Origin of the sequence: Aureimonas sp. N4 (assembly GCF_001463925.1) — a bacterium.
Lineage (GTDB): Bacteria > Pseudomonadota > Alphaproteobacteria > Rhizobiales > Rhizobiaceae > Aureimonas > Aureimonas ureilytica_A.
Map to the genome: position 1 here is coordinate 127,977 of NZ_BBWS01000029.1, position 24,116 is coordinate 152,092.

The 24,116-nt window shown below is 66.7% G+C and carries 22 protein-coding genes; 14 read left to right on the plus strand and 8 right to left on the minus strand.

Going from position 1 to position 24,116, the window contains the following annotated elements; genetic code table 11:
• The first annotated feature begins 276 nt into the window (after positions 1-276).
• Positions 277-1,143, plus strand: coding sequence for an urea carboxylase-associated family protein (locus AUL28_RS09140; RefSeq protein WP_062231869.1), 867 nt, complete (start codon positions 277-279; stop codon positions 1,141-1,143).
• Between the two features lie 21 nt (positions 1,144-1,164).
• On the opposite strand, the gene AUL28_RS09145 is transcribed toward AUL28_RS09140, so the two are convergent.
• Both AUL28_RS09145 and AUL28_RS09150 read right to left on the minus strand, forming a co-directional pair.
• Positions 1,165-1,824, minus strand: a complete 660-nt coding sequence (locus AUL28_RS09145; RefSeq protein WP_058635672.1) for a hypothetical protein — start codon at positions 1,822-1,824, stop codon at positions 1,165-1,167.
• Between the two features lie 40 nt (positions 1,825-1,864).
• Positions 1,865-2,569: a hypothetical protein gene (locus tag AUL28_RS09150; protein WP_062231831.1), complete on the minus strand. Its 705-nt coding sequence runs from the start codon at positions 2,567-2,569 to the stop codon at positions 1,865-1,867.
• A gap of 166 nt (positions 2,570-2,735) precedes the next feature.
• Here AUL28_RS09150 and AUL28_RS09155 point away from each other — a divergent pair, with 166 nt between their 5' ends.
• The 7 genes from AUL28_RS09155 to AUL28_RS09185 all read left to right on the plus strand — a co-directional run bounded on the left by AUL28_RS09155 (position 2,736) and on the right by AUL28_RS09185 (position 9,512).
• Entirely contained in the window at positions 2,736-3,701 is a 966-nt protein-coding gene (locus AUL28_RS09155; RefSeq protein WP_244493464.1) for a sugar-binding transcriptional regulator, read from the plus strand.
• Between the two features lie 89 nt (positions 3,702-3,790).
• Positions 3,791-4,228: a transcriptional regulator GutM gene (locus AUL28_RS09160; RefSeq protein ID WP_058635675.1), complete on the plus strand. Its 438-nt coding sequence runs from the start codon at positions 3,791-3,793 to the stop codon at positions 4,226-4,228.
• Positions 4,229-4,418: 190 nt separating this feature from the next.
• Positions 4,419-5,192, plus strand: coding sequence for a PTS glucitol/sorbitol transporter subunit IIC (gene srlA, locus AUL28_RS09165; protein WP_062219723.1), 774 nt, complete (start codon positions 4,419-4,421; stop codon positions 5,190-5,192).
• 25 nt (positions 5,193-5,217) lie between these two features.
• Positions 5,218-6,261, plus strand: a complete 1,044-nt coding sequence (srlE, locus tag AUL28_RS09170) for a PTS glucitol/sorbitol transporter subunit IIB (protein ID WP_062231835.1) — start codon at positions 5,218-5,220, stop codon at positions 6,259-6,261.
• Positions 6,262-6,358: 97 nt separating this feature from the next.
• On the plus strand, positions 6,359-6,739 hold the full coding sequence (locus tag AUL28_RS09175; protein ID WP_058635677.1) for a PTS glucitol/sorbitol transporter subunit IIA: 381 nt from the start codon (positions 6,359-6,361) through the stop codon (positions 6,737-6,739).
• A 162-nt stretch (positions 6,740-6,901) separates the two neighbouring features.
• On the plus strand, positions 6,902-8,839 hold the full coding sequence (ptsP, locus tag AUL28_RS09180) for a phosphoenolpyruvate--protein phosphotransferase (RefSeq protein WP_306302757.1): 1,938 nt from the start codon (positions 6,902-6,904) through the stop codon (positions 8,837-8,839).
• A gap of 91 nt (positions 8,840-8,930) precedes the next feature.
• Complete coding sequence (locus tag AUL28_RS09185; RefSeq protein ID WP_062231837.1) at positions 8,931-9,512, plus strand: class I SAM-dependent DNA methyltransferase; 582 nt, start codon at positions 8,931-8,933, stop codon at positions 9,510-9,512.
• 152 nt (positions 9,513-9,664) lie between these two features.
• Here AUL28_RS09185 and AUL28_RS09190 read toward each other — a convergent pair whose 3' ends face one another.
• The 6 genes from AUL28_RS09190 to AUL28_RS09215 form a co-directional block, all read right to left on the minus strand.
• Entirely contained in the window at positions 9,665-10,324 is a 660-nt protein-coding gene (locus tag AUL28_RS09190; RefSeq protein ID WP_062231839.1) for an HAD family hydrolase, read from the minus strand.
• A gap of 128 nt (positions 10,325-10,452) precedes the next feature.
• Positions 10,453-11,868: an acetoin dehydrogenase dihydrolipoyllysine-residue acetyltransferase subunit gene (locus tag AUL28_RS09195; protein ID WP_062231841.1), complete on the minus strand. Its 1,416-nt coding sequence runs from the start codon at positions 11,866-11,868 to the stop codon at positions 10,453-10,455.
• 4 nt (positions 11,869-11,872) lie between these two features.
• Complete coding sequence (locus AUL28_RS09200; RefSeq protein WP_156419943.1) at positions 11,873-12,874, minus strand: alpha-ketoacid dehydrogenase subunit beta; 1,002 nt, start codon at positions 12,872-12,874, stop codon at positions 11,873-11,875.
• 38 nt (positions 12,875-12,912) lie between these two features.
• Positions 12,913-13,947, minus strand: a complete 1,035-nt coding sequence (locus tag AUL28_RS09205) for a thiamine pyrophosphate-dependent dehydrogenase E1 component subunit alpha (RefSeq protein ID WP_062231843.1) — start codon at positions 13,945-13,947, stop codon at positions 12,913-12,915.
• A gap of 39 nt (positions 13,948-13,986) precedes the next feature.
• Entirely contained in the window at positions 13,987-15,309 is a 1,323-nt protein-coding gene (locus AUL28_RS09210) for an NAD(P)H-dependent oxidoreductase (protein ID WP_062231845.1), read from the minus strand.
• A gap of 395 nt (positions 15,310-15,704) precedes the next feature.
• On the minus strand, positions 15,705-17,900 hold the full coding sequence (locus tag AUL28_RS09215; RefSeq protein WP_062231847.1) for a TonB-dependent hemoglobin/transferrin/lactoferrin family receptor: 2,196 nt from the start codon (positions 17,898-17,900) through the stop codon (positions 15,705-15,707).
• A gap of 288 nt (positions 17,901-18,188) precedes the next feature.
• On the opposite strand from AUL28_RS09215, the gene AUL28_RS09220 reads away from it, so the two are divergent.
• The 6 genes from AUL28_RS09220 to AUL28_RS09245 all read left to right on the plus strand — a co-directional run bounded on the left by AUL28_RS09220 (position 18,189) and on the right by AUL28_RS09245 (position 23,693).
• The gene (locus tag AUL28_RS09220) at positions 18,189-19,088 is read left to right on the plus strand and encodes a heme/hemin ABC transporter substrate-binding protein (RefSeq protein WP_062231849.1); all 900 of its coding nucleotides are present in this window, start codon (positions 18,189-18,191) and stop codon (positions 19,086-19,088) included.
• A complete protein-coding gene (locus AUL28_RS09225; protein WP_062231851.1) occupies positions 19,078-20,169 on the plus strand; it encodes a FecCD family ABC transporter permease in 1,092 nt (363 codons plus the stop codon). The genes AUL28_RS09220 and AUL28_RS09225 overlap by 11 nt, the downstream gene beginning before the upstream one ends.
• Positions 20,170-20,175: 6 nt before the next feature.
• Positions 20,176-20,982 carry a heme ABC transporter ATP-binding protein gene (locus AUL28_RS09230; protein ID WP_062231853.1) on the plus strand — a complete coding sequence of 269 codons (807 nt, stop codon included), beginning with the start codon at positions 20,176-20,178 and terminating at the stop codon, positions 20,980-20,982.
• A complete protein-coding gene (locus AUL28_RS09235; protein ID WP_062231855.1) occupies positions 20,970-22,001 on the plus strand; it encodes a hemin-degrading factor in 1,032 nt (343 codons plus the stop codon). The genes AUL28_RS09230 and AUL28_RS09235 overlap by 13 nt, the downstream gene beginning before the upstream one ends.
• A 66-nt stretch (positions 22,002-22,067) precedes the next feature.
• A complete protein-coding gene (gene mbfA / locus AUL28_RS09240; protein WP_062231857.1) occupies positions 22,068-23,045 on the plus strand; it encodes an iron exporter MbfA in 978 nt (325 codons plus the stop codon).
• 132 nt (positions 23,046-23,177) lie between these two features.
• Entirely contained in the window at positions 23,178-23,693 is a 516-nt protein-coding gene (locus tag AUL28_RS09245) for a hypothetical protein (RefSeq protein WP_062231859.1), read from the plus strand.
• Positions 23,694-24,116 lie beyond the last annotated feature (423 nt).

A 24,116-nucleotide genomic window follows, 5' to 3' on the forward strand; every position in this document is an offset into this window, starting at 1 on the left:
CCATTCTCTTCCCCCACGCTGGGCGGGTTGAGCCACGTAGCCTACCCGCGACACTCGCCGCCATGCCTTTCCTGACCTCGAGTCTCACTGGCACAAGGTGGCGAACCGGCCATCCCCGCTTCCAAAGGGAAGCTGGAGGCGACTGGAGACAGCACTTAACGGCATCGACACAGGATCGTGTCGCCACGCTCCACAAGCCGCCCTCCCCCGACGATGACAAGGCTCGCGCCTTCGCGCTATCGAAGGCACGAGCTTGGTTCCAACCGGAGTGTGCATGTGAAGCCCCAGCCCCTGACGACTGCTCCCGTGGATGCCGACGCTCGCAAGGCCGTTGCGCCCGTCGTTTGCTATCCCGTGGAGACCCTGCCAAGGCCCGATCTCGCGGCCTACCGTGGTGTCCGCGAGGATTGGAGTTTGGTGGAGCGGGTCACGGTGCCGGCGCGCGACGCGGCCTGCTTCCATGCGCCGGCCGGGCATTTCTTCCGCATTCTCTCCGTGGACGGGCCGCAGGTCGGCGATCTCAATCTTTTCCATTCGAACGATCTGACGGAGCGCTTCTATAGCGGCAAGACGCGTGCGCTGGTCGGCACGCATGTCGGCCTTGGCGATCAGCTCTTCTCCAGCTTTCCCACGCTCCGCCCCATGGCGACGATCACGCATGATACGCTCGACTGGTACGGGTTCGATGCCTTCGGCGGCGCGGTCCATGACGTGATCGGAACACGCTGCGATCCCTATACGCATTCGCTCCTCAGCGATGGCGGCACCTACCACCATTGCTGCCATTCCAACCTCACCCGCGCGCTGGCACAGGAAACGGGCCTGCCGCTTCATGAGGCCGAGCGCCATGTGCATGACGTGCTCAACGTCTTCATGTGCACCGGCTTCACGCGCGATACCGGGCAGTATTTCATGAAGGCGAGCCCGGTGCGGCCGGGGGATTATCTGGAATTCTTCGCCGAGATCGATCTTCTTGGTTGCCTGTCGGCTTGTCCGGGCGGCGACTGTTCGACGGTTCATTCCTCGGACGCGGCGGCCTGCTATCCGCTGATGGTGGAGGTCTACAAGCCGAACCGCCTGCCAGAGGGATGGGCGCCGTCCGCCGTCAATCGCTACGACCGGACGCACGGCACGGCGGTCTGAGACGGCGTCTGGCCGGCGGGCTCAGCCCCCGGCCAGACGCCGATCGGCTTTGAGAAAATGCGGCTGGAGGGCGGTGCGAAAGCGCGCCGCCGTCGGGAAGTCCCAGACCGGATCGCCACCCAGGAACTGGTCGAGAAAGGGAATGGCGAGGTTCGGATCGTCCTGCACATTCTCGCGGAAGGACTGCCAGCTTCGCAGTTCCACCGCCTGCGGCGAGAGATGGATGCCCTCCAGCGACTGTTCAGCCAGAACCTTGTCGAGCACGGTGATGCAGAATTCGAAATAGAAGACGCCTTCCGGCCAGAAGGCGATCAGGGCCTGCTCCGGGCTGACGGGCTGGTTCGAGCGCGCAGGCGCACGGGTTGAGGGAACCGGCTCGACCGGGCGGTTGCGGATCAGGCTGCTCATCAAAAGCCCGGCCGCGAAATGGCTGAAATCGCGCCGGTCACGCGAGGCCAGCTCACGCTCGGCGTCGAACTTGCGCACCCATTCCAGAAAGGCGCGCGTGAGCTTGCGCGAAGATATCTGAAGATCGGTGCCGTAACGGGCGTTGAACTGGTCGAGCCCGACATGGGTCAGCCGCGAGAAGGCCGCCAGACGCCGGATCGAGCGGCGCAACTGCGAGCGGCCATCGCCCTCCGCGGGAAAGTCGAAGCTCAGCTTCAGCGCGCTGTCGCTCACCGGGTCGCTCCCCTCATTCTTTGATTCTGTCTCGGGCCTATCAGGGAAGATAGGGTACGGTCTGGCGCCAGAGCGCGGCCAGTTCGTCCAGCTTGCGCGCCTTGAGGAGCGCCAGCCACTCTGCGTCTTCCGCCTCCATCGCCCAGCGCGCGCTGGCGAGGATCACCCGCGCATCCTCGCGCGGATTGTCGAGGCGCACCAGGACGGCGAGCCAGGCGATCAGCGCTATGCGAGCGTTGAGATGGGTGCTCTCGTCACGCTCCTCCTGGGTGAGCACCACGGACAGGCAGGGGCGCACGATGTCGAGCGAGGCCATGCGCGTGGCGATGCGCACGGCGGAAAGAGCCGCATCGGACGGGGCTGTGAGCAGGCGGTCGAGATTGCGGCTCGCGAGTTTGAGTTCGGATACGAAGGCCCCGCTCGGCCCGTCGAGATCGAGAATGGCCTGACAGACGGCATAGACGTCCCGTGTCCGCTCGGCCACCTGCCCCTGCGCCAGACCCGCGCCCAGCCGGTCCAGCCGCGCGCCGAGATCGGCGCCGTCGCGCGCCAGCACCATGCCGGCGAAGCGCTCGGCCCGCGTGAAGACGCCATCGGCCAGCCGCGCCAGTTGGCGCGTCGGCTCGGGCGTTCCGAAGAACCGGCTCGACACCGCGCCGGCCTTCGCCTCCCGGCGGATCGAAGACCGAAGATCGCGGATCCCTTCCTTGAAAGGCAGAGCCAGACTATCAGGATATGGCAACATGGACGCTCTCCCATTTGCGAGTGAACATTAGCACAGGGGCGATCGGAAGATGAGGAATTTTCTCCGGACCAGCGCCATCACAAAGCCGGAACAAGCCCCCGTCCGCGCGGGGGCGTAACGCGCCTTCGACCCCAAGCGCCCGATGAGAACGCAAGGAACCACAGACATGTCCGATCAGGGATCTCTCGTTGGATCGCGGGCCGACCGGATGCGGGTTCGGGCGGCCTGGATGTATTACGTCGAGCAGATGACGCAGAACGATATCGCGACGGCGCTCGGCGTCGGCCGCGTCAGCGTTGTCCGGCTTCTGGCCGAAGCGCGCAACCGCTCGGAGGTGCGCATTTCCGTCGCCGGGCCGCTCGCCGAACTCACGCAGACCGAGCGCGCGCTGGAAAAACGCTTCGGGTTGGACACGGCCATCGTCGTGCCCGCGCCGGGCTCGGGCGAAGACCCCGCGCCCGTCATCAGCGCGGCCATTGGCCATTATCTCTCGGAAACGGTCGCCAATGGTATGACGGTCGGCCTTGGCTGGGGCCGAACCCTGTTCGAATCGCTCCCCTTCATCGAAGCGCGGGCGCTGGAGGATATGCGTGTCGTCTCGCTGCTCGGCGGCATCAGCCAGGCCCATCGCTTCAACCCGGCCGAATTTGCCTGGCGCTTCGCGCAGATCTTCAACGGCGACGCCTTTCTTCTGACCGCGCCCGCCATCGTCGACAGCGTCGAGACCAAGACGGCGCTGATCGAGCGCTGCGGCCTCAGCTCGGTTCTCGACATGGCCGGCCATCTCGACATGGTGGTGCTCAGCGTCGGCGGCATCACAGCCAACGCCACCACCTATCGCACCGGCTATATCGCGGAGGCCGACCGGCTGTCCTTGAAACGGGCCGGTGCGGTCGGCGATCTCCTGTTCCATTTTCTCGATGCGGACGGGAAGCTGGTGGATCATCCGATCAACGCCCGCATCATGTCGGCCGAGGTCGAGGCCATCAACCGAACGCCCAAGCGCATCATGGCGTCCGGCGGGCCGGATAAGATCGACATTCTGCGCGCCTCCCTCGCCCTTGTCCGGCCGACCGTTCTCATCACGGACGAGACCAGCGCCCTGCGCCTTCTCGATGCGCCCACTAGCTGACACGACCTGCCAGAACATCTTGACACAGAAGAAGTCAAATGTTCATTGTTAGGCAACGATGCACGGGAGAGCATCGTCGGGAGGTTTCCATGTGGAGTTGGCAGGTGATCCTGGCGCTTCTGGCGCTGGCGTGGATGCTGCAATGCTGGGGCACGTTCGTCCAGATCCGTCGCTATCGCGATGCGTTCCGGCATTTGTCCTCAGAATATTCCGATGGCTGGATGGGCGCTGGCAAGAGCGGCGGCGGTTTCAGGCGCGGCGCGATCGTCATGGCCGTCGCGGCGCCGGACGGCACGCTCCGGCGCGTCGTCGCGCTCCAAGGGCGTACCATCTTCGCTCGTTTCCAGCCTGTGGCGCGTTTCGAAGGTCTCTCGCTCACGCAGGCCCGCGCCGGCGCCGAGGCCCAGCCCAAACATCCGCTGGAGCGGGCGCTTCTGACGGCTCTCGATCAGATCGAGACCGTTCGGCGTGGCACGACGCCATCCGAGGCCACCAATCTCGCAACATTCTCGCCGTCCCTCGCTTGAGCGACGAGCGATGAGCAAGGCCGCCGCGCGGGAGTGGCGCGGCGCACCTGACAAAGGATTTCCAGACTGACGAGAAACCCCGAAGGGGGTTTTCCTCAAAATGGCCGGGAGGGGCCTTATGATGCTGACCATGATGATGGCGCAAGGCGTGGCGGATCTCGCCAGCCATGGCGCCGCCTATGCCCATGCCTTGAGCGACCCCGCGATCGTCGCGCCCGCCACGGATCTCGCCGGCCATCACGGCGCGCTGGCCGACAGCGCCCATCACGGCGCTCAGCTCCTGGCCCAGGCCGCCGATCCGGGCGCCGCAGGAACCGCGCAGGCGACCGCCCCCGCCGGGAGCGGCGGCTCGATTTCGGCTTCCGAATATGCCAAGCGCGTTCAGCAGCTCTCCCCTGGCAATCAGGAAGAGCAACTCGGCTGGCTCGCCACGATCGGCCGCCATTTCATCGGCATGTTCCAGAAGGGCGGCGAGGTCTTCCTCGGCTTCGTCACCGGCATCATCCCGACCCTCGTCGTCCTGATGACGGCTTTCTACGCGCTGACCGGCATGATCGGCGAAGAGCGGGTGCATGGTCTGGCTCAGAAGGCCGGTCGCTACGCTCTGACGCGCTACACCGTTCTGCCGGTGCTCGCCATGTTCTTCCTGACCAACCCTATGGCCTATACGTTCGGCACCTTCCTGGAAGAGAAGCACAAGCCGGCCTTCTACGATTCGGCCGTGTCCTTCTGCCATCCGATCCTGGGCCTCTTCCCCCATGCCAATGCCGGCGAGTATTTCGTCTGGGGCGGCGTTCTGGTCGCGCTTCTGGAGCTGGAAAACCGGGGCGTCATCCCGGCCGGCTACCACATCAATCTCGCCATCTTCTACTTCATGGTCGGCATCGTCGTGATCCTTCTCAAGGGCATCGTCACCGAGCGCGTCACGCGGTTTCTCGCGCAGCGCGAAGGCGTGACGCTCTAAGGCTCGGGACCGGAAGGACAGACCCATGACCAAGACATTCCGAGCCATTCGCGTGTCCGCCGGCAAGGGCGGCTGGGGCGGCCCGCTGGTGATCCAGCCTAGCCCTGAGCGCGACAAGATCGTCGCCGTCACCGGCGGCGGCATTCCCGCCGTCGCCCAGCGCCTCGCCGAACTCACCGGCGCGACCGTCGTGGACGGGTTCCGCACCCCGCCGCTCGAAAGCGAGATCGCGGCCGTGGTAATCGATTGCGGCGGCACGGCGCGCTGCGGCGTCTATGCCCGCAAACGAATCCCGACGGTCAACATCATGCCGGTCGGCCAGAGCGGCCCGCTCGCCCAATTCATCACCGAGGACATCTACGTTTCGGGCGTGACGCCCGAGGATATGGCCCCGGCGGATGGCACGGACGCACCCAGCGGCCAGGCTTCGGCCTCGCCCGCCGGCATGGGCCAGCCCACCGCCGCGCCGCGCAGCTTCTCCTCGGCGGCGGAAGCCACCGCCGCGCTCGGAAATTCCATGCCGGCCACCAACAAGGGCGGCCTGATCGGCGCGATCACCTCGGTCGGCCGCGTCATGGGCCGGGCCGTCGGCATCTTCTTCAATGCCGGACGGCGCACCATCGACATGGTGATTCGCAACGTGCTGCCCTTCATGGCCTTCGTGACCATGCTGATCGGCATCATCCTCTACACCGGCATCGGCGATCTCCTGGCCGCGCCGATGGGCCCGCTCGCCAACAATATTGTCGGCCTCATCGTCCTGTCGGCCATTTGCGGCCTGCCGTTCCTCTCGCCGATTCTCGGCCCCGGCGCCGTCATCGCGCAGGTGATCGGCGTCGCCATCATCGGCCCGCAGATCGCCAATGGCACGATCGCCCCCGCCATGGCCCTGCCGGCGCTCTTTGCCTACAACACGCAGGTCGGCTGCGACTTCGTGCCGGTGGGCCTCGCGCTCGGCGAAGCCAAGCCCAAGACGATCGAGATCGGCGTGCCGGCCGTGTTGCTCAGCCGCCAGATCATGGGTCCCGTCTCGGTGCTCATCGCCTGGGTCGCGAGCTTCTTCCTCTGATCGCGACGTGTTCCTTTGATATCGAAGCGGGCCGGCGCGCCGGCCCGCCCCTGCCGGGCGCGGCACTCATCACCGCTGCCCTTTCCCGGAGAGTGTCATGAGCCTACAATTCCGCACCGCCGTCACCGCCATCGGCCCCGATGTGGCCGACCTTCTGGAAGGTGGCGTACTCATTCTCTTTGCCGACGGCGCGCCGCCCGAGCTGGCCGAAGTCTCCGTGACGCACCGTGTGGTGGAAGGCCCGAGCGACGAGCCCCCCGCGCCGGGCGCGACGATCCGGGTCGGCTCCGTCGAGGCCAAGCTCACCGGCATCGGCCCGCTTGCCTGGGCCAAGGTGCGCGACATCGGCCATGTCGTCATCAACTTCAACGGTGCGGAAACGCCCGAGCGCCCCGGCGAAATCACCGCCAGCGAAGTCGATGCCGCGACGCTCGCCGGCGCGCTCCAGCCCGGCGCCGAGATCACGATCGGCGGCTGACCGCCGAGCCCTCGAGGGCAGCCCCTTCGGAGCCGCTCGCCACTGAGCATCGCGACCGATGCGCGGCATCGGCTCCGCTCGTCGCCCCTAGCCAGCGGCCGGAGCCCCCGCCGGTCCTTCGCCGGTTTCGATTTCCTTGTCCTCTGTGGAACTATGAGTGCCATGATCGAGCGATCCGTCGTCGTGCGCGTGCACGAAGGGCTTCATGCCCGCCCGGCCACGCAATTCGTCAAGCTCGCCAAGAGCTTCGCCAGCGAGATCGAAATCCGCTGCAACGGGCGGGGCGCCAGCGCCAAGAGCGCGGTGAAGCTGATGCTGCTGGGCGTCAAGGAGAACGACGAGGCGACGCTGCGAGCCGATGGCGACGACGCCGCCGACGCCCTTTCGGCCCTCTCCACCTTTCTTCAGACGCCGGATGCGGGCGACGTTGCGCTGCCCGCCAAGCCGGCCGAGACGCAAGCCACGCCGGCGCAGCCGCTCGCCACCAGCGCATCGCGCGGCATCGGCGCCAGCGAGGGCACGGCGATCGGCCCGGCCTTCGCCTTCTTCCCCGCCGCACTCGATATCCAGCCGCGCACCGTGCCCGGCCATGAGCGGGAGGCCGAGCGCGCGCGCTACAGCGCGGCGCTTGCCGAAACCGTCCAGTCCTTCCGCGAAGCCAAGAGCCGGCCGGGCCTGAAGCGCGACGATGCCGCCATCATCGACGCGCTGGTGGAAGTCGCAGAGGATGGCGAGTTCATCGCAGCCGTCGAGGCCGCGATCCGCGACGGGCGCGACGCGCCCAGCGCCGTGGTCGAGGCCGGCCGCGAGATCGCAGCAAACTTCGAAGCGCTGAGCGATCCTTATCTGCGCGCCCGCGCCGAGGATATTCGCAGCGTCACCCGCAGCCTCGCGCTGACGCTTCTCGGGCGCAAGGATACGACGCTCGCCGAGATGCCGAAGGGCTCGATCATCGTGGCGGACGAGATCGCCGCGCTGGACCTCGCCAAGGCGACGCTCTCGAACATCGGCGGCATTCTCTGCCGCAAGGGCGCGGCGACGAGCCATGTCGCCATCATGGCGCGCGCCCATGGTATCCCGGCCGTGCTCGGCTTTCCCACGGAGGAAGCGGTGCTGAAGGCGGCGCGCACGATCGGTCTCGATGGTTCCAGCGGCGAGGTCGCCATCGATCCGGACGGCGAGGCGACAATGCGCTTCCAAAGCGCCATCTCGCGCGAGGCGGAGGAGCGCCGCAAGCTCGACGCCTATCGCACCGTGGAGCCCAAGACGCGGGATAACAGGCGCATCGAGATCGCCGCCAATCTCGGCTCGCTCGCCGAGATCGAGGGGGCGCTCAAGGCGGGCGCCATGGGCGTCGGCCTGTTCCGCACCGAGTTCCTCTTCATGGAACGGCGGACCCTGCCGGGCGAGGACGAGCAGGCTGAGACCTACACCAAGCTCGCGGAAGCCTTCGCGCCCTATCCGGTCGTGATCCGCACGCTGGATATCGGCGGCGACAAACCGGTGGCCGGCATCGATTTCGAGCATGAGGACAATCCGTTTCTCGGCTGGCGCGGCGTGCGCATGTGCCTGGAGCGGCCCGATGTCTTCAAGCCGCAACTTCGCGCGCTCCTGCGCGCCTCGCCGGTCGGCAACGTCAAGATCCTGCTGCCGATGATCGCCGATGTCGGCGAAGTCCATGCCGTGCGCGCGCTCTTGGACGAATGCCGCACCGAACTGGATGCAGCAGGCATCGCGCATGGCGCGTTCGAACTGGGCGTGATGATCGAGACCCCGGCGGCCGTGTTCCTCGCTGCCGAGATCGCGCGCGAGGTGGACTTCTTCTCGGTCGGCACGAACGACCTGACGCAATATGTCATGGCGGCCGACCGCCTCAATCCGCGTGTCGCCAAGCTGAACCGCACGGAGCATCCGGCCGTTCTCGCCGCCATCCGCCACGCGGCCCAAGCCGCGCGCGAAGCCGGCATCTGGATCGGCGTCTGCGGCGAGGCAGCGGCCCGCCCCGACCTCATCCCCTTCTTCGTGGAGAACGGCGTGAGCGAACTCTCCATGAGCCCGACCTCCATCCCTCGCGCCAAGAAATGCGTGACGGAGATCTGAGCGGTGTAAGATGGCTGTTTGAAGTAGTTTCCTGCCTGTCCGCTTTCGGCGACAATCGGAGAGAAGCAGCCAGTCAAGGAGCGAATAGCGTATGGATGATCCGGTTCTTGGATTCTATGACGAGCATGCGGGCACCTACGCGGCCGATAGCGTCACCAATCCGCACCTCCTGAGCTTCCTGCAACGCTGTAGATCGGGAGGACGGGTTCTCGAACTGGGTACGGGTGCTGGATTGGATGCCAAGGCCATGCTCGGCGCTGGGTTCGACGTCGACGCGTCTGATGGATCGGCGGAACTGGCTAAGATCGCCTCGGCTCGTCTTGGGCAGCCTGTCAGGACGATGAAGTTCAACGAGTTGGATGCAGTCGAAGCCTACGACGGGATATACGCCTGTGCGTCGCTGACTCACGCGCGCCGCAACGAGTTGCCGTCGATACTTGCCAAGATCCGCGCCGCCCTTGTGGACGGAGGCGTGGTTTGGGCCAGCTTCAAGACGGGCGCGCAGGAGGACGAGGACAGTCTCGGTCGTTACTACAACTACTTGTCACCCAGTGAACTCTTCACGTGCTGGCAGGATAACGGGCCTTGGACGCGCGTCGAGATCGAGAGCTGGGTCGGGAGCGGCTACGATCAGAAGGTAACAAACTGGTCTGCAATTACGGCCTACCGCTGACCTTTGCCGTCCGCTTTCAAGCGCAAATCGCGATAGAAACAGTGTCTCTGAAGGGTCGCAATCTGTCAAACATGCACCTCGAAGCGTGACGCCGAGGACCGTTTGGAAGCCGTTGACGCGCCAATAGCTCTTTGAAATGGCGCTGAGCTTCGTCAGCGCGCCATCTCGGCCGCGATCTCCTCATAAGTCCGGGCAACAAAATCGGCCCCGGCTTCGTGCAGCGCCTCGCCGGAATTGGCGAGGAGGTGCGCGCCGCCGAGAAATCCATAGGCCGCCATGCCCGCCGCCTTCGCGCCCATGATGCCGAAGCGGGAGTCTTCGATCACGAGGCAGCGCGCGGGATCGACACCCATCCGGGCGGCCGCGTGAAGCACGAGATCGGGCTCGGGCTTGCCGCGCGACACGTCATGCGAGGAGAAGATCGCATCCGCCGCGAAATACGAAGCGAGCCCTGTCACGAAAAGGCTGTGCCGGATGCGCTCGTGATCGGACGAGGACGCGACACATCGCGGGAGCGAGGAGGCGTCCAGAAATTCCACCACGCCCGGCACGGGCCGCAGGTGCTCCGTGAAGTGCGCCTTCGTCTCCTGCCAGAAGCGGGGATGGTAATCCTGCGAAATGCGCTGGCCGGTGCGCGCCTCGATACCATCCAGAATGTCGTGGAATTTCATGCCCACGAAGCTGTTGACCATCTCGGCCGTGACATCGATCCCGGCCTGTCGGAAGACCGACTGCATGGCCCGTCGCGCCAGGATTTCGCTATCGACGAGCACGCCGTCGCAATCGAAGATGATGAGATCGAACTCGGCCATGGGCCTCTCCCCAAACGCAGAAGCCGTGCCGGCGAACTCCGGTTCGTCGGTACGGCGTCGAGGCTTCGAAGTCTATCGCATTCCCCGGCTGCCAGCGTGTCCGCTTCGCCGGGTCAGGTGGCGGGTCATCAGCGCGTCAGTTCGCGCAGGAGACGCGCCACCTCGGCTCGCTGTTCGAATTGCGGCATGTGGCCGGTGCGGGGGAACACGTGCAAGGCGACGCGCCCTGGCAGACCGGCGAAATGCCGGACAGGCACGACCCGATCCTCCGTGCCCGCGACGATCTTCACCGGCATGGCGAGATCGGCCAGGAGACCACGCACGTCGAAATGCTGCGTGCCGTTGGAGAAGAGCCGGCTGACCAGCCGCGTCTGCGCCTCCGACTGGACGCCATCGGCGCGGCCGCGCGCGGTGGCGCGCACGAACCCGTCCGAAATCGCGGCGGGATCGCTGACGAGATGGCGCAGCCAGGAGCGGATCGGCGCTTCTTCCCGCGCGCGGGCGAACCCTTCCGCAAACGCCGTGTCGATATCAGGCCCGAAGCCGGCGGGCGCGAGCAACAGGAGCGAGCGCACGTCGATCGCCAGCCCGGCCGCGACAGCGGCCGCCACCGCGCCGCCGAGCGAATGGCCGACGAGATGACAGGAGGCGAGGCCCAGCGCTTGAAGCGTCTCCTCCACGCCGGACACCAGCGCGTCGAACCCATCCGCCTCGCGTCCGACCGAACCGCCATGACCGGCCAGATCAAGCCCAAGCACCGGATTGGGGCCGGTGAACTCCGCCAGAAGCGGACGCCAGCTGGCGCTTTCCGAGCCGAAACCGTGAAGGAGGACGAGAGGTGTGCCCTCCCCTTCGCGCAGCGTCACGACGTGGAGCGGCGTCTCGCCATTGACAACGAGACGCGGTTTGGCCGGTGCCGGCTGGGGCGCTGGCTGGCGGGCAAGACCGGGTGCCGGCGCGGGTGGCTCGGTGCGAACCGGAGCCTCCGCCGGCCGGGCCCTGGCCGCTGCCTGCTGGGCCGCCGCTTCCACATCCTCGCGGCCGATGCGCCCCATCGGGCCATGGCCGGTGATGCTGGAGAGGTCGATGCCATAGTGGCGCGCGATGCGCCGGGCGAGAGGCGTTGCACGAACGCCGCGGCGCTCGCCCGTCTCCTTGCCGCAGCAAGGCTTGCCCCCGCCGTTCATTCGGGCTGGCACGTTTTGCCTTTCGGCCGGCTTGGAGTCCGCTTTCCCATCCGGGTCGGGTCCGACCACGTTCGGCGTGCCCGCGTCGGCCGTCGGCGCGGGCGCATTCACCGCCTCGCCCTCGGCATAGATCCAGGCGACCGGCGAGCCGACGGCGATGTCGACGCCCTCCGCGCCCGTGACGTTGCGCAGCGTGCCGGAGGCCGGCGCGTCCACCTCCATGGCGGCCTTGTCGGTCTCGATCTCGAACAGCGGTTCGCCCTTCTTGATCGTATCGCCGTCCTTGTAGAACCAGCGCGAGATCTGGCCGGTCGCCATGTCCATGTCGACCTTGGGGAGGATCACTTCGGTCGGCATGGCGTCAGCGCTCCCGCCGGGCCAGCGCGCGCACGGCCTGAACAATGTCGGGCACCTGCGGCACAACGGCCTTTTCGAGTTCGGGATTATAGGGGATGGGCGATTCCGCGCCGCCCAGCCGGATGATCGGCGCGTCGAGATAGTCGAAAGCTTCCGATTCCGCGATCATCGCCGAGATTTCGGCCCCGACACCCAAGGTCTTCACGCCCTCATAGACGCAGACGAGACGGCCGGTCTTCATGACGCTCGCGATGATGGTCTCGCGATCCATCGGGCGGATGGTGCGCAGGTCCACGACCTCGACGTCGATGCCGTCTTTGGCCAGTTCCTCGGCGGCGCTCAAGGCCTTATGCACCATGATCGCAGAGGCGACGATGGTGACGTCCCGCCCCGCGCGGCGCACCAGCGCCTTGCCGATCGGCACGGTGTAGCGCCCTTCGGGCACCTCGCCCTTCATCTTGTAGAGGATCTTGTGCTCGAAGATCATCACTGGATCGGGATCGTCGATCGCGGCGAGCAACATGCCCTTGGCGTCGTGCGGGGTCGCGGGCTGGAGGACCTTCAGCCCCGGCACATGGCCGAGCCAAGCCTCCAAGCTCTGGGAATGCTGCGCCGCCGCGCCCGTGCCCGACCCAGCGGGAAAGCGCATCACGAGCGGAACGGACACATTGCCGCCCAGCATGAAGCGGAGCTTGGCCGCCTGGTTGACGATCTGCTCCATGGCGAGCGTCGCGAAGTCGGAGAACTGGAACTCGTAGATCGGCTTCATGCCGGTCAGCGCCGCGCCGACGGCCACGCCCGCGCCGCCGAGTTCCGCGATCGGCGTGTCGATGACCCGGTCCGCGCCGAAGCGGTGGACGAGATCGCCCGTCACCTGGAACGCCCCGCCATAGACGCCGATATCCTCGCCCATGATGAAGACGCGCGGGTCTTCCTCCATGGCGATGGCGATGGCTTCCTGGATCGCCTGGGCATAGGAAAGCTCGCGGCCGACAGCCGCGTCGATGGTCTCGCTCATCATAAGAATCCTTCGGCTCGGGGCCGTTATGCCGTGTAGACGAAGGCCGTCGCGTCCTTTGCATCGGGCGACGGCGAGTTCTTGGCAAATTCGATGCCGTCCGCGATCTCGCGTTCGACGCCTGCCCGGATCGCCTCGATCTCGGCCGCATCCACGACGCCATAGTCCAGCATCTCGGCCTCGAACCGGCCGATCGGGTCCTTGGAGATCCAGTCGTCGATCTCTTCCTTGGTGCGATAGCGGTTGCGATCGCTCTTGGAATGGCCGCGATGGCGGTAGGTCTTGCACTCGATGAGCGTCGGCCCCTCGCCGGCCCGCGCGCGCTCGATGGCCTTGTGCGAGGCTTCGGCGACGTCCGACAGCGAGTTGCCGTCCACCGTCACGCCCGGCATGGCATAGGCCACGGCGCGATCGGCGATGTTCTTCACCGCCGTGGAGCGTTCGGTCGAGACCGACATGCCGTACTTGTTGTTCTCGCACACGAACACGACCGGCAGCTTCCAGATCGAGGCCATGTTCAGCGCCTCGTGGAAAGCGCCCTCGTTGTTGGCCCCGTCGCCGAAGAAGGAGACGACGACGTCGCGCCGCTTCTGCATCTTCATGGAAAGCGCGGCACCGACCGCGATCGGCAAGCCACCGCCCACGATGCCGTTGGCCCCCAGATTGCCCTTGGTGACGTCGGCAATGTGCATCGAGCCGCCGCGCCCCCGGCAATAGCCCGTTTCCTTGCCGAAGAACTCGGCGAACATGCGCCCGACCTCGGCACCCTTGGCGATGCAATGGCCGTGGCCGCGATGGGTGGAGGTGATCTGGTCCGTATCGGTCAGCGCGAGGCAGGTGCCGACGGCGGACGCTTCCTGCCCGATGGACAGATGCATCGTGCCGTGGATGAGGCCGCGCATATAGCTTTCCTCCGCCCCTTCCTCGAAGCGGCGGATCAGATGCATCTGGCGCAGCGCGTCCTTCAGCACCTCGGGTGGGAAGTGGCGGAAGGCGAAGGGCTTGTTGTCGCCCTCGCGCGCGGCAGAATTGGCGGGCACATCTTCGGCGGACGGGGCCATCTGGGGCAATGCGGACATGGGTTCCTCCCTCCCCTCTCCTCAGGCCGCCGCGCTGGTCGCGAACCGGCTGTCGGCCTGATCGAGGCGCTGGCGGATCTGGGTGATGACGAGACTGTCGTCCGGCTGGCAATTGGCGTAGGTCAGCTTCTCGCCGGCCTTGATCGGCTTGATGACGCGGGCGCGCTCGGCCAGACCCAGCGGCAGAGCGCCCTCATTGCGCGCCCCTTCCCAGGTCATGGCGAAGCCGCGATAGTCGTATTCGCCGATCTGGCCGAGCGTGTCGCCGGGGTTCAGATCGCGCTTGGCGAGCGTCACGCACTCGGCCACCGGGCGCTCGGCGGGCTGCATGTCGGGCGCCTTCTTCACCACCGCGCGCACCGCCGAAAGCGGCACTTCCAGCGAGGTCAGATGGTAGGGGCGGAAGATCGTGTAGTTGGGGCCGGGGCCCATCTTCAGATCGCTCATGCGCTCCAGCACGCGCTCGTGCCTGGGCTTCACGATACAGAAGACGCCGGGTGCGACGCCCTTGCCGATCGAATAATCGACCTTGCCGGTCCCTGAGAGAACGCCGCCGTCTTGCCTTGTGCAGAGAACCGAGGCGAGCTCGTCGCGCGTCGCGGCCGGGCCGTGCATGCCCGGAACATCGGGCACGAGCCCGGTCGCGTTGGCCACCGCCACCATCTCGATCATGGTCTTGGAGCCGTCCACGAACTCCACCAGCATGCGCGCGTTCATGTTGCGACGCGCCGCTTCCTCCTCATAGGCATCGGGCGTCGCATCGAACTTCAGCGGGTTGTTCTTGCCCTTGCCGGCGCACACGATGTCGAAGCCGAGCGACTGGGCAAAGCCGACGATCTCGATCGTCGCCGCCGGCTCGTCGCCCGCGGCGCCCGTGTAGACGACGCCGGCCTTGGCGGCTTCCTCGCGCAGGAAACGGCCGATCGTGATGTCGGCCTCGACATTCAGCATGACCACATGCTTGCCGTTTCGGAACGCTTCCAGCGCGATCAGCGTGCCGACATTGGGATTGCCCGTCGCGTCGATTACCACGTCGATGTGGCCCGACGCGCAGAGCGCCTTGTAATCCTGCGTCAGCGCGACCTTGCCGCCCTCGATGGCGCGGTCGATGTCGTTGACGCCGCCGGCGTGGGCGAATTCGGTGCCCGCCATGCGCAACGCGGCCTCCGCGCCCGCGATGTTCAGCTCGGACAGAGCCCCCAGCCGCACGCCGGGCATGAGGGTGAGCTGCACCACCATGTCCGTGCCCATCTGGCCCGAGCCCGCGAGCCCCACCGTCACCGGCCCGTTCTTGTCCGCATAGGCCTGAAGCTCGGCCGCAAGGCCCACCTGAAGAATGGTCATCGAAGATCCTCCCTGCGATCTTTGATACTTTTGTATATTAAAAAGCACAAGAGTTCAAAGATCGAGAAGTGAGAATCCTTCACGTGCCCAGAGGGCCCACCATCATGCGCTCGTCAGCGACGCAGGTTTCAGGGTCGATGACGAGCGCATCGCGGAGCGGAACATCCAGCCCTTGAGGCCCGCATGTCGTGGCGGCGGGCCTGAGACAGAGAGATCAGCGGCCCAGGGTTTCGCAAGAACCGCCGGACCGAGCATGCAGGCCGCTTCGGGCTGATGAAACGGATGGACGGTCAGAGCTTTGGAGGACCGAAGCACCGGGAGAGCACACGCTCGCGCGCGCCGCCAAAAGTTCGGGAAGCCGCCGGCCCTGCACGCCCTGGTCGGCGGCCCCGGCTTCAAAACCGATAGGTCGCGTTGACGCGGAAGGATCGGCCGGGTTCGGAATAGAAGAGGTTCGGCTGCGAACGCGTTTCAGGCACGTTCACCGCGTCATAATAGGTCTTGTCGAAGAGGTTGAAGATACCGGCCGCGATCTTCAGGCCCGGCAGCGGCTCCGGCTCGACCCAGGCGGTGACATCCACCACGCCATAGCCGGGCGCCTTGAAGCCGTCATCCACCTTGTCTCGCCGCGCGGCAAGCTTGGTCGTCACCTCGCCGCCCCAATGCGTTTGCGCGTAGCCCAAGCCGAGGATCGCGGTCAGCGGTGGCACGGAGTCGAGATAGGTATCGTCCGTCAGGTTGCGCCCTTCGGCATAGGCGAGCGAGGCGCGCGCCGTCCAATGGTCGAGGAAGCGGGCATGAGTGCCCAGTTCGACGCCCGAAATCCGGGCGTCGGGAACGTTGGTGTAACTCGACACGCCGCCCAGCGGATATTCCCCGCCCGGCCTGGTCAGTTGCACCGTGTCGATGAAGTTCTGGTAGCGCGTGGTGAAGAGGTTGATCCGCGCGCCCAGCGCCTCGTCCCCGGCGCGCAGGCCGACATCGAACCCGTCGCTCGTTTCGGCCTCGAGATCGGCATTGCCCCGGCGCAAATAGGAGCCGACCGCGCCATAGCGCGAATACAGCTCGCCCACCGTCGGCGCGCGGAAACCCCTCGTATATTGCGCATAGGCGGTGAGAGCGGGCACCAGATCGTATTCGAGCCCAAGCTTGGGCGAAAAAGCGTGGTCGCTGTTCTCAGGCGGCAGCTTGCCGTCATAGGCGGCGCTGGCGCGATATTCGGGCGTGCTTTCGGGCTCGTTGTCATACCAGTCGAAGCGCAGGCCCGGCGTCACGCGCAGCCGGCCCGCGAGAAGCGAGACCACGTCCTCGCCGTAGAGGCCGACGAGGCGGCTGGTGACATCGGGCGCGTCGGCCTGGTTGGTGTGGAGCATTCCGCAGGCGAAGCGATCGCGCGCGCGGCGCAGCGAGCAGGCGTCCCGCCCGGCGGAATATTGCGTCGTGTCGGCGCTGCGAAGCTCGGTGCCGAAGGTCAGGCGGTGCCGGACCGAGCCCGTGTCCAGTGTCTTGGAGGCGAAGCCGTTGAAGCCGACCGCTGATTCCTCGATCGAATTGTCGCGCGTGAACGGCCCGATCACCGAGGTCGAGCGCAGGGCATCGACGGTCGTGTCGCGCGAGACGTCCTGATAATACAGAACCGCCCGAGCCGTATCGATCCAGCCTTCGCCGTCCGGCGTGTCGAAATCATAGGTCAGCGCCGCCTTATGCCGCTCGACCTCCTCGCCCGTATAGTAATTTCCCGCGCGGTAATTGCCGGTCGCGCTCTGGCTGGTGCGCCCGTCGATCGTCGCGTCGCGATGGTAGATTTCGCCCGTAAACCCGAAACGATGCCCGCCCTCCACATTTTGATAGATCTTGGCCAGGAGGCTATAAGCCTCGTCATCGGCCGGGTTCGCCTTCGTGCGGGAGGCGCCGAGACTGTCGGCCTCGCCCATCGTCTCCGTTTCGTGGCCGCCGCGATAGGTGCCCTGCACCAGCGCGGTCGTGTCGCCCGCGCGGATCGCCAGGGCATGGCTGGTGAACCCGCTTCGATCGGCCGAATCATAGCCGGACTTCGACAGGGTGCCGATGCGACGCCCGCCCAGAAGCAGGTCTTCGGGCTCAAGCGTTCGCAGCGCCAGAACGCCGCCGAGCGCGCCCGAGCCCAGAAGCGGGTCCGCCCCGCGCGTCACGTCCAGCGCTGAGAGGACGTTGAAGTCGAAACTATCCGCCCCGCCGTTCGCACCGCGCGTCACGTCGCTGAGATAGGGCACGCGAATGCCGTCGATCGTGGTGAGGACGCGCGGCCCTTCGAGGCCGCGAATATTGATGCTATTGGTGGCGCGATTGAAGGAAATGCCCGCTTCCTGCGTGCGGCCGAGATCCTGAATCGTGTCGATCAGCTGATTGTCGATCGCCGCGCGCGTCGTGGTGCTGGTGGTCTGAGTTCCAGCCACCCCGTCCAACGCCCCGGCCTCACCGGATTCGACCGTCACGGTCTGAAGCTGAACCGCATCGGTGGCCGGCACCGCCGTCTGAGCTTGCGCGGCTTGAGGGGCGAACAGGGCGCAGGCGGCCACACCGATCAAGAGAGTTCGACTGGTCACGGCCATCTGCCCTGATCCTTTCCGAGATGAAAGCAACAAAAAGATCGCGCACGCCTCGATCGAGGCCAAGGCGCTCAACGCCATCGCGTACTGCGTTGTCTATCTCCCGCAAAAACGAGGAGTCAAACAAATACGACTTGAATCTACTACATCAGAACATTTCAAAACTGCCAATTCGATCTATAGAATCGTTCAAAGAACCATTATAAATTGATTTTCAGGATGATTTACTTGACGCGTCGCACGAGCGGATATTAAGCAGGCACGATCATTCCAGCTGCGGAACGGCCTGCCATGCGCGCGTCCACCCTCGCCCTCGCCTTGACCCTCCTTTCCTTGCCCGCGCTTTCGGCCGCTGCCCGCGCCGATCCGCTGCCGACGCGGGTCGTCTCGATCGGCGGCGCGGTGACGGAAATTCTCTATGCGCTGGGCGAAGCGGGCCGCGTTGCGGCGGTGGATACGACCAGCCTCTACCCGCCCGCCGCGCTTCAGGAGAAACCCAATGTCGGCTATCTCCGCGCGCTGTCGGCCGAGGGCGTCCTGTCGCTGTCGCCGGACCTCATCCTCATGGACAATGGCGCGGGGCCGAAGGAGGCGGTGGCGCTGATAGACGCTGCGGGCGTGCCGGTTCGCCATGTGCCGAGCGGGCAGACCGTTTCCGAGCTTCTGGACAAGATCCGCCTCGTGGCCGGCGCGGTCGGGCGCGAGGCCGAGGGCGAGGCCATGGCGCAGCGCACGGAGCGCGAGTTGCAGGCCCTGACGGACGAGCTGAAAGGCATTCAGCAGAAGCGCCGCGTTCTCTTCATCCTGTCGATCGCCGACGGGCGCGCCAACGCGGCGGGGCACGGCACGGGGGCGGATGCAGTGATCCGTCTGGCCGGCGGCGAAAACGTCTTTGCGGATGCCGAGGGCTACAAGATGCTCTCGCCTGAAGCCGCCGCCGCGCTCCAGCCGGACGTGATCCTGATGGTGGATCGTGCCGGCCCGGGCGGGCCGGACCCTTTGTCGATCCCAGCACTGGCCGCCACGCCCGCCGGCCAGACGGGCAACGTGGTCCGCATGGACGCCGCTTACCTGCTCGGCTTCGGCCCGCGCCTGCCGGCGGCGCTGCGCGATCTCGCCGCGCGCCTTTATCCCGAAGCGGGCCTGCGCGCAGCCGCGCCAGCGCTCGAGGAGGCGGCCCATGTCCGTTGAGGCCTTGCCTCTCGTGGCTCACGCCCGCTCCGCTGTGGGGGACCGCAGCGCCAGCGCGCGCATGGCGACTCTCGCGCTGTCGCTGCTGCTTCTCGCAACGCTAGTGGCCGCGCTCGGCACCGGCCCCTCGCCACTCTCGCCCGGCCGCGTCGGCGCGATCCTGTTGGCCGGGCCGAAAGGTCAGGTCGCCTCGCTCGCCGACACGGTGATCGTCTGGCAGATTCGCCTGCCGCGCGTTCTCCTGGGGACCTTGGTTGGCGCGTCCCTCGGGCTCGTCGGCGCGATGATGCAGGGGCTCTTCCGCAACCCGCTGGCCGATCCCGGCCTGATCGGCGTGTCCTCAGGTGCAGCCTTCGCGGCGGTCGCCACGATCGTTCTTTCAGGCGGCGCGCTTGCGCCCCTCGCCGCCGCGCTCGGCCTCTATGCCCTGCCCGTCGCCGCCTTCGTCGGCGGTCTGGCCGCGACGCTCCTGATCTACCGGATCGGCACGCGGGCGGGCCGCTCCTCGGTCGCGCTCATCCTGCTCGCGGGCATCGCGCTCGGCGCCTTCGCGGCGGCGGGCACGGGTTTTCTCGTCTATCTCAGCGACGACAACCAGTTGCGCGACCTCACCTTCTGGAGCCTCGGCGGTCTGTCGGGCGCGACCTGGACCAAGCTTTGGGCCGGCCTGCCGATGATGGGCGCGGCGCTTCTCCTGTCGCCCTTTCTGGCGCGCGGGCTCAACGGCATCGTGCTCGGCGAGGCGGAAGCCTATCATCTCGGCATTCGCGTGCAGCGGTTGAAGCGCCTGACGATCCTCCTCGTGGCACTCGCCACCGGCGCGGCCGTCGCGGTGTCGGGCACGATCGGCTTCGTCGGCATCGTGGTGCCGCATCTCCTGCGCCTCTGGTTCGGGCCGGATCACCGCCATCTCCTGCCCAATGCCGCGCTCGGCGGTGCCATACTTCTGCTTCTCGCCGACATGGCGGCCCGCACGTTGGTCGCGCCCGCCGAACTGCCCATCGGCATTCTCACTGCCGCGCTCGGCGCGCCCGTCTTTCTCTGGATTCTGCTGCGCCGTCGCGGCCTCGCGGGGCTCTGATTGCCGATGCTTACTCTATCCTCGGCCAGCCTCGCCTATCGCGGCCATACCGTCGTTCATCCGCTGGATCTCGCGATCGAACCCGGCATGGTCACGATCGTGATCGGGCCGAACGGCGCGGGAAAATCCAGCCTCCTTAAGCTGATGACCGGCGAGGTCGAGCCGTCGGGCGGCGAGGCTCTGTTGGACGGTCAGCCCCTTTCCCGCTGGACGCCGGAGCGCCTGGCGCGCCGGCGCGCCGTGCTGCCGCAAAGCTCCAGCCTCGCCTTTCCCTTCACCGTCGCGGAGGTCGTGCGCTTCGGGCTGGAAGCGGGCGGCCGAGGGCGCGAGCCCGCCGCGATTCAGACCGCGCTGCACCTCGTCGATCTCGCAGGCTTCGCCGGCCGGCTCTACGAGGAATTGTCCGGCGGCGAGCAGCAGCGGGTGCATCTCGCCCGCATCCTCTGCCAGATCGGCGCGCCCGTCGCAGAGGGCCAGGCGCGGCTTTTGTTTCTGGACGAGCCGGTCTCCAGCCTCGACATCCGCCACCAGCTCGGCGTGCTCCAGATCGCCCGCGACTTCGCGAAAGGCGGCGGAGCCGTGGTCGCCGTGCTGCACGATCTCAACCTCGCCGCCGGCTTCGCCGATCGCCTCATCGCCATGGCAGGTGGGCGCGTCGCCTCGGATGGGCCGCCCGCCGAGGTCCTGACCGACCGGCTGGTGGAAGAGGTCTTTGGCGTTCGACTGCCGGTCGGCGCAACGCCCTTCCCGCCCCAACCCTTCGTCCTGCCGCAGACGGCGGCGCAGATCAGGAATACCCCATGGACACGCTAAGCGATCCAACCACGGCCGGCGCCGCGCCCTTCTACGCCACGGGCAAGCGCAGCCGCGACCTCGCCACCGAACTCGGTCTGTCGGAGGCGGAGCTCCTCGTGGCCCATCGCGGGCCGGAGGTCGTGCGCCTTCGCCTCGACCCGAAGGCGTTGGTGGAGGCCCTCCCGGCGCTCGGCGAAATTATGGTGCTGACGCGCAACGACGCAGCCGTCCACGAGAAGGTCGGCACGTTCGGCCAAATCCGCTTCGGACAAGAAACCGGCCTCGTGCTCAATCCGCCGATCGACCTGCGCCTCTTCCCGCGCCATTGGCGCGCGGCCTTCGCGGTGGAGACCCCGCATGAAGCCGGCCCGCGCCGTTCGGTGCAGATTTTCGACGCGGCGGGCGATGCGATGATCAAGGTGCATCTGCGGGCCACCTCCAGCCTCGACGCCTTCGAAGCCCTGCGCACGCGCTTCGCCGCGCCCAAGGCCAAGCCGCTGGACATCGCGCCCTACCCGGCGACGTCGGCCACACAGGCGGGCGATCCGGCGGCCTTCCGCGCCGAGTTCTCGCAGATGCGGGACGTCCACGAATTCTTCCCGCTCCTGCGCCGCCATGGGCTCGACCGGCGCTCGGCACTTGGCCTTCTCGGCCAGAACCATGTGCGAGGGATTGGCGCGCTGGCCGCGACCCGGCTTCTGGAGGACGCCAGCACCACGGGGCTGCCGATCATGTGTTTCGTGGGAAATCGCGGCTGCATCCAGATTCATACCGGCCCGGTCGAGACGATTCGCGCCATGGGGCCGTGGATCAACGTCCTCGATCCCGGCTTCAACCTTCATCTGCGTGAGGACCTTGTGGCGGAGGCCTTCGCCGTGCGCAAGCCGACGCGGCATGGCGAGCTGACCTCCGTCGAGCTCTACGACGCCCGGACGGAGTTGATCGCGCAGTTCTTTGGCGTGCGTAGCGAAGAAGGACCCGAAGATCCGCTCTGGCGCGCGTTGGTGTCGCGGCTTGGGGCAGGCTTCAGCGCTTGAGAGCCTGTTGGCATCACCCATTCTCTAGATTAGAATGATTCTAAACTAGAGTCTTGGAGAGCTTTCATGCGTTTCCTGTCGTTCGGCCGCCGCGCCTTTTCCGACCTCAGCGAGCGTGAAATCCTCGCACTCGCCATTTCGGCGGAGGAGGATGACGGCCGCATCTATGCCACCTATGCCGAGCGCTTGGAGGCGGACTATCCGGCTTCCGCCGCCGTGTTCCGCGAAATGGAGCGCGAGGAGGACGGGCATCGCCGCGCCCTGATCGCCGAGCACGAACGGCGGTTCGGCCCGACCATTCCGCTGATCCGGCGCGAGCATGTGGCGGACTACGTCTCGCGCCGCCCGGTCTGGCTGGTGGAAAATCTCGGGCTGGAGCAAATCCGCGCCGAGGCCGAGCGGATGGAGGACGCCGCCGCCCGCTTCTACGAGGCGGCCGCCGCGCGCACGAGCGACGCCGGCACACGCCGTCTCCTGGGCGATCTCGCGGCCGCCGAGCGCGGCCACCAGACGCGGGCAGGCGAACTCGAGCAGGCGCATCTCAGCGAAGGCGCGCGCGCCGACGAAGCGACGGCCTCGCGCCGACAATTGATCCTGACGCTGATCCAGCCGGGCCTGGCCGGGCTGATGGACGGCTCGGTCTCCACCCTCGCCCCGATCTTCGCCACGGCCTTCGCCACGCGCGATCCGGCGACGACGCTGACGGTCGGCCTCGCGGCCGCGATCGGCGCGGGCATTTCGATGGGCTTCACCGAGGCGGCGCATGACGATGGCAAGCTGTCGGGCCGTGGCTCACCCATCAAGCGTGGCCTTGCCACAGGCCTGATGACGACGCTGGGCGGGCTCGGCCATGCCCTGCCCTATCTCATCTCGGAGTTCTGGACGGCGACGATCGTCGCCTTTGTGGTCGTCTTCATAGAGCTTTGGGCCATCGTCTGGATTCAGAACCGCTTCATGGAAACGCCGATCCTGCGCGCGACGACACAGGTCATCATCGGCGGCGCGCTGGTTCTGGCGGCCGGCATCCTGATCGGCGGTGGTTGAAACGGAATGCTTAACCACCACACGCTATAAGAGAGAACAGGATAGTTCACGCGCGAGGCATGAGGCCGGAGCGATCGAACCGGCAGGGCCGCGCAGGACGCGCCGGCTCTGCTTCGAGGGATGAAACCGCTCATGCTTAGTGCCCTGCAGAACACGGCCGTCCAATTGCTTCGGCCTGCCGTGACGCCCGATCCGCGCAACCGCATCGGGCCAGCCGACAGCCCGATCGCGGCCGCGCAGAAAACAGCTGCCGCCGGTCCGCTTACCGGCGCGGATAAACCCGGCGTCACGCAGGTCAAACTCAAGCTGTTCGAGCGGCTGGGTGAGGCGCTTGGCCTGAAAGTCGAGGATTACGCCTCGCTCGGTTCCTATGCCCGCGCCGTGCGCGGCGCGATCGAGGCGACCCGGCAGCAGGAGGGCGGCGCTGCGGCGCTTAAGGCGATCGAACAGACGCTCGACCTCAACAAGCTCGGCATGACGCTCGACACGCTGATCGGCGCGATGGAGGAACCGGAGGGCGAAGCCGATCGCGCCTTGGAAAAGGCGCTCGCCGAGTTTCTGGGCGTCGAGCCCCCCAAGGCGAAGAGCGGCGCAGGCCCCTTCCAAACGGACGCGCTCGGCCTCTACGGGTCGGCGGCCGGGCGGTAGGGCCGCGCAGGCTCCCTCATCTACGAAAGCCATCCGTTTTCGCGCTCAGCGATTGCGTTCCAAGCCATAGAAAAAAGGCCGATCCGGGGGCGACGGGCTCGCCGGGTCGGCGTCCGCGCGTCCCGGCCCTGACGCACGGAAGACCGGATGTCGCCATTGCCGAGGTCTTCGGCACCCTTTACGATCCTTTTCACGCGGCAAAGGTGGAGGCCAGAACCCGTGGGCGTTCGGGCCGGTATCCCCAACCAACCGGCTGAGATCGCCGACAAGTTGAGCGCCGGTTGCGGGAGGACAGTTCCCAAAACATCCGATCGCCTCTCGGACTATCCGTTTCGCGTCAAACCTCTCTCCGCCCCTCGTAGCGGTTCGCCGCCCCCGACCTAATATCGAACCGTCCGAAAGGGCCTCGTCCATGAACATCGC